Genomic DNA, 18,041 nt, shown 5'->3' on the forward strand with positions numbered 1-18,041 from the left:
TTTAGATATAGATAAAAATGGCATATAATAATCAACATTCTATCCGTGAATTGCCCCCTAAAGCATTATTTCACTTTTTGCTTGTTGCGGGATTGGCAGCTCTTGCCTATGCCATTATTACTCAAAACTTAATTGCAGCAATAGCAGTCATTTGTTTTCCTTTAGCAAGTATTATACTTATATACGGACTTCAAACTCCTCGCTTTGGATATTTGCTATATGCAACTTATGCATATTATTTTATGGTCATCATGCGTTATAGCCGTAAAGAAGGTTTAAGTGTGGGCTTAGATATACTCTTGGTCTATATATTCATATCAATCTTATTTATTTCTATTCGTAAGAAATCTGATATAAAACTATCCAATGCAATAAATGTATTAACTGTTACTTATATTGTTTGGATATTATTCATCTTAGTTCAATTAGTCAACCCGGGTATCCATTCTGAAGGTATTACTGCGGGAATTCGTAACTGGATAGTAGGCACCCTCGTATTATATCTCATTTCCTGTCTATTATTAGATAGCCCCAAAATGTTAAAAAGAGGATTAATCGTCTGGGGAATCTTCACTATTACAGCCTTTTTAAAACTATTATATCAAAGATATGTTGGCTTCGATTATGCAGAAAAGATATGGCTTATTAATGGTGGAGCTGTAACTCATATTTTAAATAGTGGTATCCGCTATTTTTCATTTTTTTCTGATGCAGGTAACTTTGGTCCACACATGGGAATCATTACTATTGTCTATTCGATTGTAGGCTTTCACACTCGCCAAAAATGGTTAGCCTGGTTTTATAGAAGTATAGCCTTGATGGGATTAATAGGATTATTGATGTCGGGAACACGTGGTGCGATAATAGTTCCCCTTGGAGGAATAGCCTTATATTGTCTACTTTGTAAAAGTGTAAAAGTAATGATGATATCTGCTATTACTGGACTGTTTTTATTTGCATTCTTTTCTTTTACTAACATAGGAAATGGGAATTCATTTATACGCCGTATGCGAACAGCATTCCAACCAACGCAGGATGCCTCATATAATGTTCGCATAGAGAATAGAAAACAGATTGCTGAATATCTGAAAACTCTTCCATTGGGTGTAGGATTAGAGGAAGATATTCCTAAATTGTGGCCTGCAAAAGATGGTAGTTACATAGAAGGTAATCTCCCACCTGATTCATATTATGTAAGTATATGGATACAAACCGGCATTGTAGGTTTAGTTCTCCAACTCATAATATATGGCATTATATTATTACGGTGCTGTTATATAGTCATGTTTCGTATCCAAAATCGAGAGTTGATGCACACATTAGCCGCTTTAACATGCGGTACATTTGGAATGTGGCTCAATGGATATGTAGGAGAGGGAATGGGACAGCCTCCTACAAACTTCGTACTAGTTGCATCTTTAGCATTTATAATGAATGGCGCATATATAGATAAGCAGATCAGTAAATGTAACCAGAATTCAAATAAAAAAACAAGTAATACAATTTTATTATGAGCGATATCTTTTCCATATTCAATCCCGATTGGTGGGTAGACGAAAACAACAATGCCTTACAAATAGCCGATGCTGTATTATATCTGCTATTAGCTATTCCGGTATTATACCTTTTTGTATGTGCTCTTTTTTCATTAGGCAAATACAAAAACCCCTACCCGCTGGCAAAAACTCAATATCGTTTTCTTGTGTTATTTACAGTATTACGCAATGGTAAAGAAGTTATTAATTCCATTAATCACTTTTTGGATACCCAGTTATACCCACGTGAAAAGTACGACATTGCAGTTGCAGCAACCCAGTTACCTGAAGAAGACCTTGTCACCTTGCTACAAATGCCAGTAAACATTGTTGTCCCAGACAAAGAACAATGCACCAAAGTATATGCTATCCAGCAAGTTATGGAACGATATTCTCCTGAAGAATATGATATGGTCGTTATATTTAATTCAGACAACCGCATTGTACCTAGTGCCCTGAATTATTTCAATAATGCATACTATTCTGGTTGCGATGCAATACAGGCGCATCGCATGACAGAAAATCTCACAACCAGTATTGCTGTATTGAATGCCACTAGTGAAGAAATCAATAATAATATCTTCCGTAAAGCTCATACTCGTATGGGATTTTCATCCGCACTCATAGGTTCAGCAATGGCATTTGATTTTACAATGTTTCACGAGATAGCCCCTACTCTGAAAGGAGCAGATTTAAGTAAAGCTATGGAAACAGCTCTATTACAACAAAATATATACACAGAATATTTAGAAGAAGTTGTATGTTACAGTAAGAAAGAAGAAAGTGCTAATGGATATGAAGCGCAACGTATTAGTTGGCTTCGTTCACAATATAGCAGTACTATTTTTGCACTGAAAAAATTACCAATAACCTTATTAAGAGGTGAATGGGATTATGCTCTTAAACTATTCCAATGGTTGATGCCATCCCGTTTCCTTTTAATTGCCCTTATTGGATTATGCGCTATTGGAATCACATTACTTGATTGGACTCTCAGCTTCAAATGGTACATATTACTTGGCGTCATTGGCATTACATTTTTGATGGCTCTGCCAGATGGCGAAGTCAATAAGCGCTTCAAAAAAGCCATATGGGCTCTTCCTATTTTAGTATTTGCATCAATCTTCAGCCACATAACAAGATTATTTGGAGGTGGTAAAAGAAAGAAAAAAACAGAAAGAAGACAGAAAAAAGAAATATGAAAATAGCAATCGAAGCCCAACGTATCTTTCGTCTCAATAAACATGGAATGGATTTTGTTGCGTTAGAAACCATACGTGAATTGCAGAGACGAAATGATGGTAATGAATATTATGTCATTGTCGCACCAGGTGAGGACCGCTGCATAGAAAACAGTGCCAACCTTTCAATTATTGAACTGAAATATCCGACTTATCCTCTTTGGGAACAAGTGGGGCTTCCGCGAATTGTTAAGCAATTAGGAGTTGAGTTATTACATTGTACATCTAACACAGCCCCTATAAGATGTCCGGTACCCTTAGTTCTGACATTGCATGATATCATTTATTTAGAACCTCGTCAACATCGGAGTCCATCACTTTATCAAGAAATGGGATGGTATTATCGTCGTTTAGTGGTTCCACGTATTCTAGAGAAGTGTAAAAGGATTATTACTGTATCACATTTCGAATGTAATCGTATTCGTCAAGCTCTAAATATTCCTTCAGATCGCATTACAGCTGTCTACAATGGATATAGTACTCACTTCTACCAACAAGAAGCAGATGTGAATATTGTTCATAAATACATCCCTGAAAAAGATTTTCTATTTTTCCTCGGTAATACAGATCCTAAAAAGAACGCTGCTCGTACTTTAAAAGCATATAGTATCTATCTACATCGGTCTACGATTAAACGTCCATTACTCATTGCTGACCTGAAAGAAGAATATATCAATACCCTATTGCAACAAGAAAATATTATTGATATAAAATCTCATCTTTATTATCCAGGCTATATAAGCAATCATGATTTAGCAACTCTTTACAATGCAGCATTTGCTTTCCTTTATCCGTCACTACGAGAAAGTTTTGGAATTCCAATGTTAGAAGCTATGGCATGTGGTACACCTATTATTACAGGAAATACTTCATCTATGCCTGAAGTAGCAGGTCCAGGGGCACTAACTATCGATCCTTATAAACCAGAAGAGATTGCTAATGCATTATTATGTTTGGAAACAGACAATGTGTTGTACCAACAACAACAAAATTATGGATTAGAACGGGTAAAGCAGTTTTCTTGGAAGCAAACAGCTAATCAATTAACGAGCATCTATCAAAACGCATTACTATAAAGCAAACATTATTGTTATATAAAATGATGATATTATGAAAACGACACACAACATCATAGCATTCTTATTTGGAGTTTTTTTTATCTTATTCTCCGTACCTAACATCCTGCATGCCCAGATTTTTATTAATGAAATCTCCATCTGTAATGTAAACCAGGAACTAGATCCAAATTATGATTATTCAGGATGGATTGAATTATACAATTGCTCAAATACTGACATAAACATAAAAAATCTGTACTTCTCTGATGATTCTGAACAACCTTTAAAATACAAAATCTCAGATGATCGTATTTTACCAGCCCAAGGATATGCAGTTGTATGGCTAAATGATGAATTAATAAATAGCAAAACAGGCTATTCTTTAGATACTGATGCCGATGATGGTGGTTTCCTATCTGTAGCGGATAAGAATGGAAATATATATGATACCATGAATTATGGTCAACAATACCCCAATATTAGTTATGGACGCCCAGTTGATGGTGATACAACTTCTCCATTAGTTTATTTTATAAGGAACACTTTTGGTAACACCAATAACAAGGCTGTAACAGCTACAGAAGTCATAAAAACACCGAAAATTTCTACAAAAAGTGGATTTTATGAAAGTACCGTTAAAGTCAAAATTACCTGTGGAACAGAGGGGGCCCAAATTTATTATACTACTGATGCTTCAGAACCAACTCTTGAGAGTACACTTTATACGAATGAAATAACCATCCCCTCAACAACAGTATTACGTGCAAGAGCTTTTAAAGACGGATGTTTAGATGGATTAATTGCCACTAATACTTATATGATTAATAAGCGTAAACCAGAAAATCTCCCAATCATTTTCCTAACTACTGCCCCAGAAAACTTATACGATGACATGATAGGCATTTATTGTATAGGAACAAATGGCATTATTCTTACAGCAAACAATCCTAAGGCAAATTATAACCGTGACTGGACACGTTGGGGCTATATTGAGTTCCAAGATGAGAAACGCGAGGTAAGCATTAGCCAACCAATAGGTTTAGCTATTAGTGGAAATGCTTCAAGAGGATATGATCAAAAATCTTTCAAAATAAAAGGAAAAACAAAACATGGTAAAAAAAGATTTGATGTACCCTTATTTCCAACACGCGAAGGCTTACGCTATAAAAGCTTCTTACTCAGAAGTGGAGGGCAATTTTCGACTACTGTACAGTTAGTACATGATGCTTGCATACAAAGTCTTGCAGACGTTACGCCTCTTAATTACCAAGCTGCAATTCCCGCAGTAGTCTATTTAAACGGGGAATATTGGGGAATTTATAACCTCCGTGAACGGAAAAACAAAGATATGATATATTCATATTATGGGTTATCCGAAACAGATTTTGATATGATAGAATTTGCTTGGGGACCAGTAGTATCTAATGGAAGCAAAGAAAACTGGAATAAATTTGAAAATATAGTACGTTCTTCTAATTTCAGCAAAAATGAAGATTATGAAAAAATATGCGAATTAATGGATATAGATAATTTTCTTTATTATATGTCTATCCAAATTATGGGGAAAAATATGGATTGGCCTAATAATAATCAGCTGGTTTTCTGTCCCCATGCAAAAGGAGGAAAATGGAAATGGATATTACAAGATTTGGATCAATGGGTTGTAGGTGGAAGTCCTATTAATAAATTACAAGCTCTAATAGAGAGTACCTCCACTCTACTTTCAACCAAACTTATTGTATACCTTCTTAATAATGAAAAATTTAAAGATGAATATATCACAGTACAGTCTCTCGTAGCAAGCTCTGTATATGCCCCTGAACGTTTTAAAACACGTTTAACAGAAATGAAAAAAGCTATTGAAACTGAATACCCTTATTACCAAGAAAAATGGCCAACTCAAGGAAAAAGCGAATTGGAAAAGACAACTCAGAATACAATAAAATATGAGGCACTTGCTTGTTCTCAAATTTTCGATCACTTAAAGACTAATTTTTCTTTAGGAGAAATTCATTCTCTAAATATCAACTCAACACATACAGGAACTCCAATTTTATTCAACAAACGACAAATTCCAGTATTACCTTATGATGGTAAATGGTTTGAAAACAAATCCTTACATTTACAAGCACCGCTTTACGATCAAGGTGAAAAGTTTGCATATTGGAATATTATAGATTCGGATAACAATATAAGAAAACAAACTGAAACATCAATAGAATTATCCGTAGAAAAAGATATGCAGGTGACCGCAATATATGAGTCAAGTGGAATGGTACGTCGTAATGGTATTTTCATCAATGAAATATCTGCAGATAACGCTTCTTATGTAGATGATAACTATAAATATGAAGACTGGATAGAACTCTACAATTCATCAAGTGAATCAATAGATTTTTCTAAATATTACATTTCAAATGAGAAGAACAATCCTACAATGTTTCAATTTGCAGATACTGACAGTAAAAAGACGACTATTCCAGCTGGCGGATATAGTATAATATGGTGTTCTAAAAAGCCTGAGCGAGGTATACTACATACTAACTTTAAGTTGAGCAAAACAGGTGGTAGTGTATATCTTTCTAAAATAGATGAAACTAATGAAGTGATATTAGTAGATTCTGTCTGCTATGCTTCCCATGATAAAACAACCTCATTTGGACGTTATCCTGACGGTGGGCTAACATTGTATACTTTCACAACTCCGAGTTTTAAATCTATGAATCAATATTCCATACACAATGAGATAGACTACACAGAAGATTTTCCATTAGTGAGCAATATTACCGATATAATCAACTCTAAACGCCCAGTGGTATACAAAAGTTCAGACGAACAAATTTTCGTTCAATGTTTGAACGGAAAAAACTTAAAGATTATTTCTCTAAATGGCAATGTGCTAAAACAAATTCTCCTCACTCAGGAAGAATCATATATTAGTATTGGAGAATATCCTAAAGGAGTTTATTTAATTATTGTTGAATCCGACAATGAACGATGGGGGTATAAAATAATACGATAAGAAATGATGATAGAAAAGTTAAAACGGAATATAAAGCAGAACGAAAAGCTGTTGAAATTTAGCAGCTGGCTAATCAGTCCTCCCGATAATCCTAAACCACGTCTTTGGGTTAAGCTTTTCTTTAATCCATTTGTACATAAAAAGGGCAAAGGTAGTATTATTCGCTGGAAAAGATCACGCATAGATGTATTTCCATGGAAGCGATTTGAGATAGGCCAAAAATGTACCATCGAAGATTTTACCACAATTAATAATGGTGCAGGAGATGTTATTTTAGGTAACAAAGTACGAATTGGGATAGGTAGTGTTGTTATTGGTCCAGTAATCATAAAAGATGGTTGCGGATTAGGCCAACACGTGTTTATTTCAGGATTCAATCATTGCTATCAGGATGGCACTAAAAACTCTTCAGAACAGCAACTCGATAAAAGAGAAGTCATAATTGACGAAGACACACATATTGGAGCTAATGCTGTTGTTGTAGCAGGAGTACATATAGGAAAACGCTGTCAAATAGGTGCAGGAAGTGTCGTTACAAAAAACATTCCTGATTATAGTATTGCAGTAGGTAATCCAGCTAAAGTAATAAAAAGATATGATCTGGAACAAAAACAATGGATAAAAGTATGAAAGTGCTATTTATTATCTTTCACGGATTCCAAGAATATAATGGAATCAGCAAAAAAATCAGATATCAAATACGTGCCCTAAAAGAGTGTGGTATGGATGTGAGTACTTGTCATTATGATGTATCTTCTGAAGGACATAGACAATGGTTAATTAATGATGAAATAATTGCTGATTTAGGAACTGGAATACAAGCTAAAATAAAAAAACGTATTGATTTTACTGCCATCAAAAGATACGCTATAGAGAATAAAATAGATTGGGTATATATACGATATTACCATAATGCCAATCCCTTTACCATACACTTAGTAAAAAAATTAAAGGAAAACGGGATTAAAATAGTTGTAGAGATACCTACTTATCCTTATGACCATGAATTCAGTAATTCTGCACGAAAAATTTACCTCTATATTGATAAATTATTCAGGTATAGTTTCTGTAAATATATAGATGCTATTATTACATTTTCCAATGACACGAAAATTTTCGGGCAACGTACTATACGTATTTCTAATGGCATCGATTTTTCGAACATACCATTGAGAAAAGACATTCATGATTTAAGTAAGGAGATACATTTAATAGGTGTTGCCGAGATACACTTCTGGCACGGTTTTGATCGTCTCATCCAAGGTTTAGGATTGTACTACAAGGAAAATCCTGAGTATAAAGTTTACTTTCATCTTGTAGGTAATATAGCAGGAAAAAGGGAAAAAGATGAGATTATAAACTCCATACAGAAATATAAAATAGCCCCTTATGTCATTCTACATGGTGCCAAACATGGTGAGGAGTTAAACGAACTTTTCAATCATGCAGATTTTGCTATCGGTAGTTTAGGACGGCATCGCAGTGGAATATTCAATATAAAAACTCTAAAAAATAGAGAGTATGCAGCACGTGGTTTTGCCTTCATTTATTCAGAAACGGATGACGATTTTGATTACATGCCCTATATATTGAAAGCTCCTGCTAATGAAAGTCCCATAAACATCTTGCAAATTATTAACTTTTGCCACTCACAATCTATACCACCAGAAGAAATTAGAAAGTCTATCAAACATTTATCCTGGAAAGAGCAAATGAAAAAGGTATGTAAAGATAAAATTTTTCAAGAAGATTCTAAATTATAATTGTTAATGACAAGTATAAAGCAACAAATGCTCTCCGGCGTTTTTTACACAGCAATCGCCAAATATTCAGGTATTATTATCTCTCTGATAGTAATGGCTGTTTTAGCTCGTTTATTACGCCCAGACGACTTTGGTGTGATGGCTATTGCAACAGTTATTATCAATTTCTTCAACATATTTACCAACATAGGCTTTTCCTCTGCAATTATTCAGAATAAAAGACTAACCCCCAAAGATATAAACAATATCTATATGTTTACCATATGGTTGGGTATCATTCTAAGTATCTTATTCTTTTTCTCTGCATGGGGTATTGCCTCATATTACAGAGATAACCAACTCATTCATATATGTCATCTGCTATCAATCAGTCTGTTTTTTTCTGCTGTTTCCATTGTTCCAAATACCTTATTTTATAAAAACAAGAACTTTAAATTTATAGCCTACCGAACTTTTTTCATTCAGTTTTCAGTTGGAATACTTTCTATCATTGCTGCTCTACTAGGAGCTGGCCTATATACATTAACTATACAACCAATTTTATCTAGTGCCCTTATTTTGGGAGTTTCATTAAAAAAATATCCTCAAAAAATTCAATGGACAGTAGGCATAGAAAGTGTAAAGAAAATCTGGAATTATTCTATATATCAGTTTCTATTCAATGTTGTCAATTACTTTACCCGCAACTTAGACAAACTCCTTATCGGTAAATATATGGGGATGACCCCATTAGGATATTATGAAAAATCTTATCGCTTAATGATGCTACCTTTGCAGAATATAACGTATGTTATCACTCCTGTAATGCATCCTATTCTGAGTGACTATCAAAATGATATGAAAAAATTGGCTTATTCTCATGAACGCATTACACGCTTATTGGCTTTCATTGGATTTCCACTTGGAATATTACTTTTTTTCAGTGCTCAAGAATTAGTATTATGTGTGTTCGGGAAGCAATGGATACCTTCTATTCCTATTTTCAAGATACTATCTCTTACTGTTGGAATCCAACTAATTCTATCTTCATCAGGTTCATTTTATCAAGCTGGAAATGATACCCGTGGGTTATTCATAAGTGGCACATTTTCTGCTATAGTAAGTGTAAGCAGCATTATAATTGGTATATTCTATTTCAGTTCATTAGAAGCAATAGCTTGGTGCATCTTTATTTCTTTTTGTATAAATTTCATTCAATGTTATTGGCAATTATATAGTTGCATGTTACATCGCAAAATTCTTTTTTTCTACAAACAGCTATTATCTCCTATTATTGTGAGCGCTATTATCGGTAGCATATTATATTTGATATCTTTATTTTCAGAACAATGGAATATAGTTATATCATTGATTTTCAAAACTGTTTTTAGTATTATTGTTTGGGGAATATATATTCAATATACAAAAGAATATGATATCATTTCTAAGGTTAAAAAGATTACATTAAAAATAAAAAAAAGATGAGCAAGAATATTCAACAATATCTTTCACAGCCTAAAGTATCTGTCATTATACCGATATACAATACTGCTGCTTATTTGCATGATACTATAAATAGTATACGTAACCAAAGCCTAAAGGAGATAGAAATCATTCTCCTTAATGACGGTTCAACAGATGATAGTATAAATATCATCAAGGAATACGAAGCGTTAGATTCTCGTATACAATCTCATACACAACCTAATCAAGGACTATCAGTTGCACGTAATCAAGCCATGAAATATGCTACCGGCAAATATCTATATTTTATGGATAGTGATGACCTATTAGACACAAAGGCTCTACAATGTTGTTATAATATATGTGAAAAAGATAATTTAGATTTTATTTTTTTTGATGCAGAACCCATTTATGAATCTTTGGATAATAGTAATATTCCTAATTATAACAGAAAAGGCCGCATAGAAGAATCAGTACAAAAAGGAATAGATTTGCTGAATTACGAACTTGATAATAAACTATTTCTAAGTTCTGTTTGCCTATGTTTGGTTAATCGCCTTTTCCTAAATAGCTTTTTCAAATGTTTCCCTCCAGGTATTATCCACGAAGATCACTTTTTCTCCATACAAATTTATTTACATGCAGAGCGAGCACGGTACATTTCAGAAACTTTCTTTAAAAGAAGAATACGAAATAATTCCATAATGACTCAGCGTTTTGGAATGCGAAATATTGAAGGCTATACTACAGTTTGTACACAGATATATGGTTTAACACAGTCACATCCGGAATGGACAGCAGTTATCAATAAATATTTAGTACAGAATTTAAATGCTGTTATCTGGGCAGGACATAAAATGGCTTTTTGGGAAAAAATAGAAACTATTTGCCGTTTCCATCGATTAAAGTTATCTAAATACATTACATTTAGAAATTGGATTGTATATTGGATGAAAAATCGAACTAATAATAATATTAAATAAATAAAAAATGAGAAAACGTATACCACATACAAGGTATGATTTAAAAATTCGCAGGAGTGATAAAGTTGTTGAAGTTGGCTCCGGACATAATCCATCCCATCGAGCTAATGTTATTGTTGAAAAGTTTATCAATGATAATTACCATCGAAGCGGAGATATAAAAATATATCCGCATCAAGTATTTGTAAATGCAGATGGAGAGCATCTTCCTTTTAAAGACAAAGAATTTGACTATATCATTTGTAACCAGGTTCTTGAACATGCAGAAAATCCGACGCAATTTATAAAAGAACATTGCCGTGTTGCTAAACGCGGATATATAGAAACTCCAAGTTTATTAGGAGAATTTCTTTTTCCAAAAAAATCGCATAAATGGGCGATATTGTCAATAGATGGAAAGCTAATACTCTTTGAGAAATCTCAAATGCCCCACTATATGCATGATTACGGAATGTTGTTTCTCAACTATCTTCCATATCAATCTTTAACCTATAAAATTCTTCAACTATCTGAGCCGCAATTAGCAGTCAATCGCTACGAATGGGAAAACGATATTGATTTCATTGTCAATCCAACAGAAGAATACTATCGTTCTTTTTTCATCCAACCATGGACCAAGGAAATGGTAGAGAAGATTTTTCCACGCAGCAATACTTTGAAAGAGTTTAGGAAATTAATGAAAGGAATATGGTATCTCATTAAATATGAAATGCGTAAATTAGCACCTCACAAAAAGTTGCTCACATTGGAAGAGTATAAGCAACTAAAGAAAATTGAAAATTTATAAATATGGTCTCCATCATCACCGTCAACTACAACGGCCTTGCCGACACCTGCGAAATGATCGCCTCATTCCGCAAGCACGAAACCCACCCCTATGAAATCATTGTAGTGGACAACGGCTCCCGCATGCCCGAGGCCGATGAAATCAAGCTGCGCCACCCCGAAGTAAAAGTCGTACAAAACACCAATACCGGGTTTGCCGGAGGCAACAACGCCGGACTGACAGTAGCTGAAGGCAACTATCTGTTTTTCCTCAATAATGACACGATTATCAAAGAACCGATACTGGAAACGTTGATCCACCGGCTGGAAACAGACCCCCAAAACGGCGGTGTATCGCCCATGCTAAAATACAGCTACGCACCCGACACACTACAATACGCCGGCTTTACCCCATTCTCACGCATCACACTACGCAATGCCGCCATCGGCTTCAACGAAAAAGACCAGCCCAGCTATCGGATAGCATGCGAAACCGCCTCCCTGCATGGCGCCGCCATGATGGTGCGTCGTGACGCCCTGCAACAAGCAGGCACAATGACAGAAATCTACTTTCTGTTTTATGAAGAATTTGACTGGTCGGCACAGCTACACCGGGCCGGGTATAAATTATGGTACGAACCCGAAGCCGTAGTCTACCACAAGGAAAGCATGACTGCCAAGAAAGGAACCCCCTTAAGAGAATTCTATCTCTCACGCGCCCGCATCCTGTACGCCCGTCGAAACATACCGGGCGGCGAAAAGATCCTGTCCTGCCTATACATTTCTCTCATTGCCGCGCCTAAAAAGGCAATGGTATATCTGCTACACGGTAAATTTCGATTGGCAGCGGCCGTTATCCGGGGCACCTTCCGCGGATTTCTTTCATCAAAACAGTAAACACCAATTATATCCCAAAAATTGCCAGACTCCCTCTCCGGGTATTTCTACCTTTGCCGCCATTTATTTTATTAATACAAAAATCATGAAAAAAAACATTTGAGCTATCCGTTACTAACGGAGATCATGTAGAAATCTTCAACGTTCTGATCGAAACAAACCATGTAAAACTGGAATTTATCGTACTGGAGCTTTTCGCCCAAGGCGTGAAGGATCTGCTTGAAGGCAAAGGCAATATCAGCGTACGCCTGAAACTAGCGCTGGGACACATTCGCGAGGTCACTCACAGATACAGCCAGGCCCCGAGCAAAAAGAAGCTAAAAAAATGACGGCCAGATGATTGCATGTAATTATCGTAATGCTCTCTTCGGTGTCAGGGCTCCCCCAATTCATAATAAACCTTAATTTTAACAATGAGTAACCATTCATTTCTAATGTACGGTCCAGGCCCACTAAACCTTGTCCGGAAGCTATTCTGACACGGACAAGCAGTGGACAGACCGTACATCCAGAATCTTTGGGCTATGCTTACCTTTGACGCCGTCAAGAGAAAACGCTACGAAAAAACGCCGTCGCCGCCACAACAGGCTACTCCGCCTTACGCAACATTTTCCCACAAGTAATTAATCAAATTTAAAGCAATTGTAATGAAAAGAAATTTTTACCTGCAACACCCGCTCATGGCCATGCACGACCCACGAATGCAAGATCTGTTCGACAAGGAAGGCCCCAGAGGAACCGGAGCCTACTGGATCATCATCGAGAAACTCTCCATACTACCTGCCCCCAGAGCAAAACTGGAATATCTGCGCCCTTACTGCAAGAGCAAAAAGATGCCGCTCAGTTACCTGAAGAAAATCATCTCCGAATTCCAACTTTTCAATCTTGAAGAAGACGGCTTTTTCAGCCCCGAAGAACTGAATCCGGTGAAGAAGAAGGAAAAAGAAACGGCAAAAAATGCTGGAGAAAACGTCGGTTCCGATGCAAAAAATGATGAAATTCGGCAAAAAACGTCAGAGCTGAATCCGGAAAACCAGGTCAAAAATCAAGGTAACACGCTAAAAGACAGCACCGTTGAAGAAATAGTCTGCAAAGTATTTAAAGAGAATATAAAAGATATAATAACAGCAGCAGCAAAAGAAAAAGAAACTACTGCTGATGCTGATAATGATGCCAACAATTCTCCGACTACGCTTACCGTCTGCGACGACTTCGGTCGGCCGCAAGCACCGCTGTATCCCATACGTCCCTGGCGGGAATTGGTGGACGGACTGGTCGAAAAAACGCCCTGGCTCGAAGCAACCTGCATGCACAGCGGCTACGGTGCACTACTGATGCGCCACATCAAGGTGGCTGTGGATTGTTTCAAACAACATGTCGAAGTCTACGACAAATGGCACGACTTGCTGAATGAAAGCGATGCGCGCCGCTATTTCGCAAACTATACCAAAGGCGGACAACGCACTTCGCAAGCCCTGTACGCAACCCTACTGGCACTTGACGCCAAGCAGAAATCCGCCGCCCCGCCCGACCCCTACCGCTACGAACAGCGCATTGACGGCCGACGCACCTATCTGGGCTGCACTATTCCCGATAATGCCCCTCCCCGACCGGACGCCACCGCTTTCTGGAATGAATCCACACACTCATGGAGTTCGCAAATGCCGCACTTCGTGGGGGCAAACGCCACAGTTGAACAAAGCAAATGCCACAGCTGAACAAAGCAAATGCCACAGATCACGCTCATCCAAGTGTGGCGTTTGCCCCCACGAAGTGCGGCATTTGGGATACTGAAGTGTGGCATTTCCAAACGACTTCACAAATGACTTTCCAAAAATAATTTTCAACAATCCAACAAACAATGAGAAATTTTCATAAGTACGGAATCGACACCCACGGTCGTACCAGCGGCAAAATCAAAACCATCTGTCCGGAGTGCAACGCCACCCGCGGACACAAAGGCAACAAATCGTTCTCCATCGATCTGGACAAGGGCTTATGCTACTGCCATCACTGCGGTCACAAGTTCTACGTGCCCGATGATGCCGAAGAGCGGGAACGGCAACAGTTAAAAGAAAAATACAACCGTACCAGCAAGCTCCCCTCCCACTTCCGCCGCCCCGTCTTCGACGCCGCCAAGACAAAACTCAGCGAGAACCTGGAACGATACTGGACACAGGAACGCTGCTTGGCGCAACATCTGCTGGCCGAACTGCGCATCACTGAAGAATGCATCATGCTGCCCGAAAGCCACGAACTGGAAAACTGCCTCTGCTTCAACTATTTCGAAAATGGCACGCTCATCAACACCAAGTACCGCAGCGGCCGCAAGCACTTCATGATGGTGAAGGGCGCTGAGCTGATCCCCTACAACATTGACGCCATACTGGACACTCCGGAATGCATCATCACCGAGGGCGAATTCGACACCGCCGCCTTCATGAGCGCCGGACGAAAGGACGTGATCTCCGTGCCCGCCGGCGCGCAGAACAACCTCACCTGGATGGACCGCTTTGTGGATACACACTTCGAGCCGAAGCAACTCATCTACATCGCCACAGACGAGGACAACTCCGGCCGGCTGCTGCAACGGGAACTCGTGCGGCGCCTCGGAGCCGAACGCTGCCGCCTGGTACACTTCGGGCCGGAATGCAAGGATGCCAACGAGCATCTCATCCGCTACGGAGCCGAAAGCCTGCTCATCACCTTGGCGCAGGCCGAAGAAATCCCGCTGGAAGGCGTCTTCACCGCCGAAGACCGCCAAGATGCCTTCCGCACGCTCTTCGAAAACGGCCTTCAACGGGGCGCTGAAACGGGCTGGGACAATCTGGACGAGAACTGCACTTTCGAAACCGGACGTTTCGTGGTAACGAGCGGCTTTCCCGGAGATGGAAAGTCAGAATTCATCGACGAACTCGTCCTGCGCCTCTGCTTGAGGCACGGGTGGAAAATCGGCTACTTCAGTCCCGAAAACATGCCCATGGAATACCATCTGGCCAAGCTCTCCGAAAAGCTGACCGGGCATCCCTTCCGCCCCGGAGCGGGTATGACGGAAACCCTCTACAACCGGGTGGTGCGCTGGCTGACGGACAACGTGACGCACATCTTACCGGACACAGGAAGCTACACCGTGGACTGCATCCTTGAGAAAGCCCGCCAACTGGTACGTCGCCGCGGGATGCGCATCTTTGTCATAGATCCGCTAAACCGCATCGACCAGCAACTGGAACCGGGACAAACGGAACTGCAATACATCACCTCGCTGCTGAACAAGCTGAGCCGATTCGCCCAGCAACACAAGTGCCTCATTATCCTCGTGGCGCATCCGCGCAAGGTGAACCGTAACACCACCAACGGCGAACGGCGGCGTGCAGAGATGAACGACATTAACGGTTCCGCCAACTTCGGTAACATGGCCGACTACTGTCTTATCGTAGATCGCAACGACGATAAGGAAATCGTTACCATCCACATTGACAAAGTCCGGTTCAAGCATTTGGGCAGTGCCCACACCAACGCCAAATTCGTCTACAACCGCATCAACGGACGCTACTGGCCCTGCGAAGAAGCCATTGTGCACGGACCGGACGGTGACAAACCGGGACCGATAAACACGGTATTCGACAATGAAAATTGGCTTGAAAATACTTCGGGACAAGGTTGCTTATTTGACTAATTTTCAGTACATTTACATACAATTAAAAGCATCCAATATAAACAACAAAACATTCATTATTGAATATGCAAAAAACTGATGATTCCATTTTAGAAGTCTGCTTTGTGATACGCAGCTACGGGAAAGGCGAATTGGCCATGTGCTACATTCGCGGAGTAGCTCAGCAGACAGCCGTCAACCGCTTCAACACGTGGATACGAAAAGCTCCCGGGCTGGAGCAGCGCCTGCAGGAAACAGGACTGAGCCGCACCGACAGGTGCTACACACCTGCCCAAGTACGTTTGATCGTCAATGTTTTAGGGGAGCCTTAGGGCTCCCTTTCCCTTTTTCACACTGTTTCGCACCGTCTGCCCGCATTTCCCAACGTTTATCCTCCGAAAAGCTCTTTTTTCCTCCGTAAACCTCCACGAAACTCTCCGAACCTCCATACACACTGATGGCATGCTCTATCTTTGTTGAACCAAACCGGAAGAAAGGTGTCTTCCTTACTATCGGAAAGGTTATGAAATAATTCACCATTTATTCACTCTAAATTATTTGTAAAATTATGGCAAATGCATTAGTAGTGCGCACACAGCGCCACAAGAAAATCGGAGATAAAACATCTCCCATGGTTTACACTCTGAAACGTAAACCGAAAGACGCGAAAATGTTCGATCTTGAACGTATCGCACAGGACATCGAAGCCCTGGGCGGAATGTCGGCCGAGGACGTGGTACATGTAGGCAAGGCCATCGTGCGTCAGATGCGCCAAACAATGACTGACGGTAACAGCGTCCGCCTGGACGGCTTCGGGATTTTCCACACCACCTTCAAATGCCTTGCCACCGATGCGGCCAAGGATTGTACAGTGAAGAATATCAAACGTGTCAACATCCGCTTCAAGGTGGCCAACACCCTACGACTGGCAAACGACAGCATCGCCACTACAAAAGGTGGACCGAACAACATCGTCTTCGAACTGGTATCGGAAGATGGCAGCTCGTCCGGCAACGGCGGCGGTTCCTCTTCCGGTGGCAGCGGAGAAGGCGGAGACGGAGGCCTGGATGAAAATCCGTTGGGATAAAGGTTGCACAGCCCGCTAATCACTAATCACTAATCACTAATTCACTTATCAATATGAAAAAAACGACTTGGGACAAGATCCTGAAATTAATCATCGCAGTGGCTTCAGCCGTAATAGGCGCTTTTAGCGCAAACGCGATGAATCTGTGAGAAGAATTGATCTAATTGTGATCCATTGCAGCGCCACTCGCGAGGACCGCCCCTTTACCGAGCGCGACCTGGATACCGCTCACCGCCGCCGTGGTTTTGATGGCGCAGGCTATCATTTCTACGTCCGCCGCAACGGCGATATCCGATCCACACGCCCGGTCGAGAGGGTCGGTGCCCACGCGAAGGGCTACAATGCCCATAGTATCGGAATTTGCTATGAGGGCGGCTTGGACTGCCATGGGATAGCAAAGGATACACGGACGGAATGGCAACGGCATTCATTGCGAGTGTTGGTGCGAGCCCTGAAGATGGATTATCCGGAAGCAAAAGTGGTGGGACATCGGGATTTGAGTCCGGATGTGAATGGAAATGGGGAGGTGGAGCCGATGGAGTGGACGAAAGAATGTCCGTGCTTTAAGGTAGAAAAAGAGAGGTGGTGAACC

Annotated in this window: 16 protein-coding genes; all 16 read left to right on the top strand. The window is 39.7% G+C overall.

Annotated elements, in window-relative coordinates:
- Window positions 1–17: 17 nt before the first annotated feature.
- The 16 genes from K429_RS0127050 (at window position 18) to K429_RS29180 (ending at window position 18,038) form a co-directional block, all read left to right on the top strand.
- The gene (locus K429_RS0127050) at window positions 18–1,514 is read left to right on the top strand and encodes an O-antigen ligase (protein ID WP_029328803.1); all 1,497 of its coding nucleotides are present in this window, start codon (window positions 18–20) and stop codon (window positions 1,512–1,514) included.
- Window positions 1,508–2,737 carry a glycosyltransferase family 2 protein gene (locus tag K429_RS0127055; protein WP_029328804.1) on the top strand — a complete coding sequence of 410 codons (1,230 nt, stop codon included), beginning with the start codon at window positions 1,508–1,510 and terminating at the stop codon, window positions 2,735–2,737. The genes K429_RS0127050 and K429_RS0127055 overlap by 7 nt, the downstream gene beginning before the upstream one ends.
- Complete coding sequence (locus tag K429_RS0127060; protein WP_029328805.1) at window positions 2,734–3,852, top strand: glycosyltransferase family 1 protein; 1,119 nt, start codon at window positions 2,734–2,736, stop codon at window positions 3,850–3,852. The genes K429_RS0127055 and K429_RS0127060 overlap by 4 nt, the downstream gene beginning before the upstream one ends.
- A 34-nt stretch (window positions 3,853–3,886) precedes the next feature.
- The gene (locus K429_RS0127065; RefSeq protein ID WP_029328806.1) at window positions 3,887–6,856 is read left to right on the top strand and encodes a CotH kinase family protein; all 2,970 of its coding nucleotides are present in this window, start codon (window positions 3,887–3,889) and stop codon (window positions 6,854–6,856) included.
- A 3-nt stretch (window positions 6,857–6,859) separates the two neighbouring features.
- The gene (locus tag K429_RS0127070; RefSeq protein ID WP_029328807.1) at window positions 6,860–7,486 is read left to right on the top strand and encodes a DapH/DapD/GlmU-related protein; all 627 of its coding nucleotides are present in this window, start codon (window positions 6,860–6,862) and stop codon (window positions 7,484–7,486) included.
- Window positions 7,483–8,619: a glycosyltransferase family 4 protein gene (locus K429_RS0127075; protein WP_029328808.1), complete on the top strand. Its 1,137-nt coding sequence runs from the start codon at window positions 7,483–7,485 to the stop codon at window positions 8,617–8,619. The genes K429_RS0127070 and K429_RS0127075 overlap by 4 nt, the downstream gene beginning before the upstream one ends.
- A gap of 6 nt (window positions 8,620–8,625) precedes the next feature.
- Window positions 8,626–10,083, top strand: a complete 1,458-nt coding sequence (locus K429_RS0127080) for a lipopolysaccharide biosynthesis protein (protein WP_029328809.1) — start codon at window positions 8,626–8,628, stop codon at window positions 10,081–10,083.
- Window positions 10,080–11,045: a glycosyltransferase gene (locus tag K429_RS0127085; RefSeq protein ID WP_029328810.1), complete on the top strand. Its 966-nt coding sequence runs from the start codon at window positions 10,080–10,082 to the stop codon at window positions 11,043–11,045. Before K429_RS0127080 ends, K429_RS0127085 begins: the two co-directional genes overlap by 4 nt.
- Window positions 11,046–11,052: 7 nt before the next feature.
- Window positions 11,053–11,832: a class I SAM-dependent methyltransferase gene (locus K429_RS0127090; RefSeq protein ID WP_029328811.1), complete on the top strand. Its 780-nt coding sequence runs from the start codon at window positions 11,053–11,055 to the stop codon at window positions 11,830–11,832.
- Window positions 11,833–11,834: 2 nt separating this feature from the next.
- Window positions 11,835–12,707: a glycosyltransferase family 2 protein gene (locus K429_RS0127095; protein ID WP_029328812.1), complete on the top strand. Its 873-nt coding sequence runs from the start codon at window positions 11,835–11,837 to the stop codon at window positions 12,705–12,707.
- A 686-nt stretch (window positions 12,708–13,393) separates the two neighbouring features.
- Entirely contained in the window at window positions 13,394–14,425 is a 1,032-nt protein-coding gene (locus tag K429_RS0127100) for a DUF4373 domain-containing protein (RefSeq protein WP_231501918.1), read from the top strand.
- 143 nt (window positions 14,426–14,568) lie between these two features.
- Window positions 14,569–16,383 (top strand): bifunctional DNA primase/helicase, encoded by a 1,815-nt coding sequence (locus K429_RS0127105; RefSeq protein WP_029328814.1) that lies wholly within the window; start codon window positions 14,569–14,571, stop codon window positions 16,381–16,383.
- A 65-nt stretch (window positions 16,384–16,448) separates the two neighbouring features.
- Window positions 16,449–16,694 carry a DUF4248 domain-containing protein gene (locus tag K429_RS0127110; RefSeq protein WP_029328815.1) on the top strand — a complete coding sequence of 82 codons (246 nt, stop codon included), beginning with the start codon at window positions 16,449–16,451 and terminating at the stop codon, window positions 16,692–16,694.
- Between the two features lie 236 nt (window positions 16,695–16,930).
- Window positions 16,931–17,449, top strand: a complete 519-nt coding sequence (locus tag K429_RS0127120) for a DNA-binding protein (protein WP_029328817.1) — start codon at window positions 16,931–16,933, stop codon at window positions 17,447–17,449.
- Between the two features lie 53 nt (window positions 17,450–17,502).
- Window positions 17,503–17,598 carry a smalltalk protein gene (locus tag K429_RS30525; protein WP_149950328.1) on the top strand — a complete coding sequence of 32 codons (96 nt, stop codon included), beginning with the start codon at window positions 17,503–17,505 and terminating at the stop codon, window positions 17,596–17,598.
- On the top strand, window positions 17,595–18,038 hold the full coding sequence (locus tag K429_RS29180; RefSeq protein ID WP_044097189.1) for an N-acetylmuramoyl-L-alanine amidase: 444 nt from the start codon (window positions 17,595–17,597) through the stop codon (window positions 18,036–18,038). Before K429_RS30525 ends, K429_RS29180 begins: the two co-directional genes overlap by 4 nt.
- The last annotated feature ends 3 nt before the right edge of the window (window positions 18,039–18,041 follow it).

It is taken from the genome of Bacteroides sp. 14(A) (assembly GCF_000526555.1).
Classification (GTDB): domain Bacteria; phylum Bacteroidota; class Bacteroidia; order Bacteroidales; family Bacteroidaceae; genus Bacteroides; species Bacteroides cellulosilyticus.

Excerpts from the sequence above, each read along its gene's own strand:
- K429_RS0127110 (WP_029328815.1), top strand. The coding sequence starts at position 16,449 with ATGCAAAAAACTGATGATTCCATTTTAGAAGTCTGCTTTGTGATACGC.
- K429_RS0127100 (WP_231501918.1), top strand. The coding sequence starts at position 13,394 with ATGCACGACCCACGAATGCAAGATCTGTTCGACAAGGAAGGCCCCAGA.
- K429_RS0127085 (WP_029328810.1), top strand. The coding sequence starts at position 10,080 with ATGAGCAAGAATATTCAACAATATCTTTCACAGCCTAAAGTATCTGTC.
- K429_RS0127095 (WP_029328812.1), top strand. The coding sequence starts at position 11,835 with ATGGTCTCCATCATCACCGTCAACTACAACGGCCTTGCCGACACCTGC.
- K429_RS0127105 (WP_029328814.1), top strand. The coding sequence starts at position 14,569 with ATGAGAAATTTTCATAAGTACGGAATCGACACCCACGGTCGTACCAGC.
- K429_RS0127060 (WP_029328805.1), top strand. The coding sequence starts at position 2,734 with ATGAAAATAGCAATCGAAGCCCAACGTATCTTTCGTCTCAATAAACAT.
- K429_RS0127070 (WP_029328807.1), top strand. The coding sequence starts at position 6,860 with ATGATGATAGAAAAGTTAAAACGGAATATAAAGCAGAACGAAAAGCTG.
- K429_RS0127065 (WP_029328806.1), top strand. The coding sequence starts at position 3,887 with ATGAAAACGACACACAACATCATAGCATTCTTATTTGGAGTTTTTTTT.
- K429_RS0127120 (WP_029328817.1), top strand. The coding sequence starts at position 16,931 with ATGGCAAATGCATTAGTAGTGCGCACACAGCGCCACAAGAAAATCGGA.
- K429_RS0127075 (WP_029328808.1), top strand. The coding sequence starts at position 7,483 with ATGAAAGTGCTATTTATTATCTTTCACGGATTCCAAGAATATAATGGA.
- K429_RS0127050 (WP_029328803.1), top strand. The coding sequence starts at position 18 with ATGGCATATAATAATCAACATTCTATCCGTGAATTGCCCCCTAAAGCA.
- K429_RS0127080 (WP_029328809.1), top strand. The coding sequence starts at position 8,626 with ATGACAAGTATAAAGCAACAAATGCTCTCCGGCGTTTTTTACACAGCA.
- K429_RS30525 (WP_149950328.1), top strand. The coding sequence starts at position 17,503 with ATGAAAAAAACGACTTGGGACAAGATCCTGAAATTAATCATCGCAGTG.
- K429_RS0127090 (WP_029328811.1), top strand. The coding sequence starts at position 11,053 with ATGAGAAAACGTATACCACATACAAGGTATGATTTAAAAATTCGCAGG.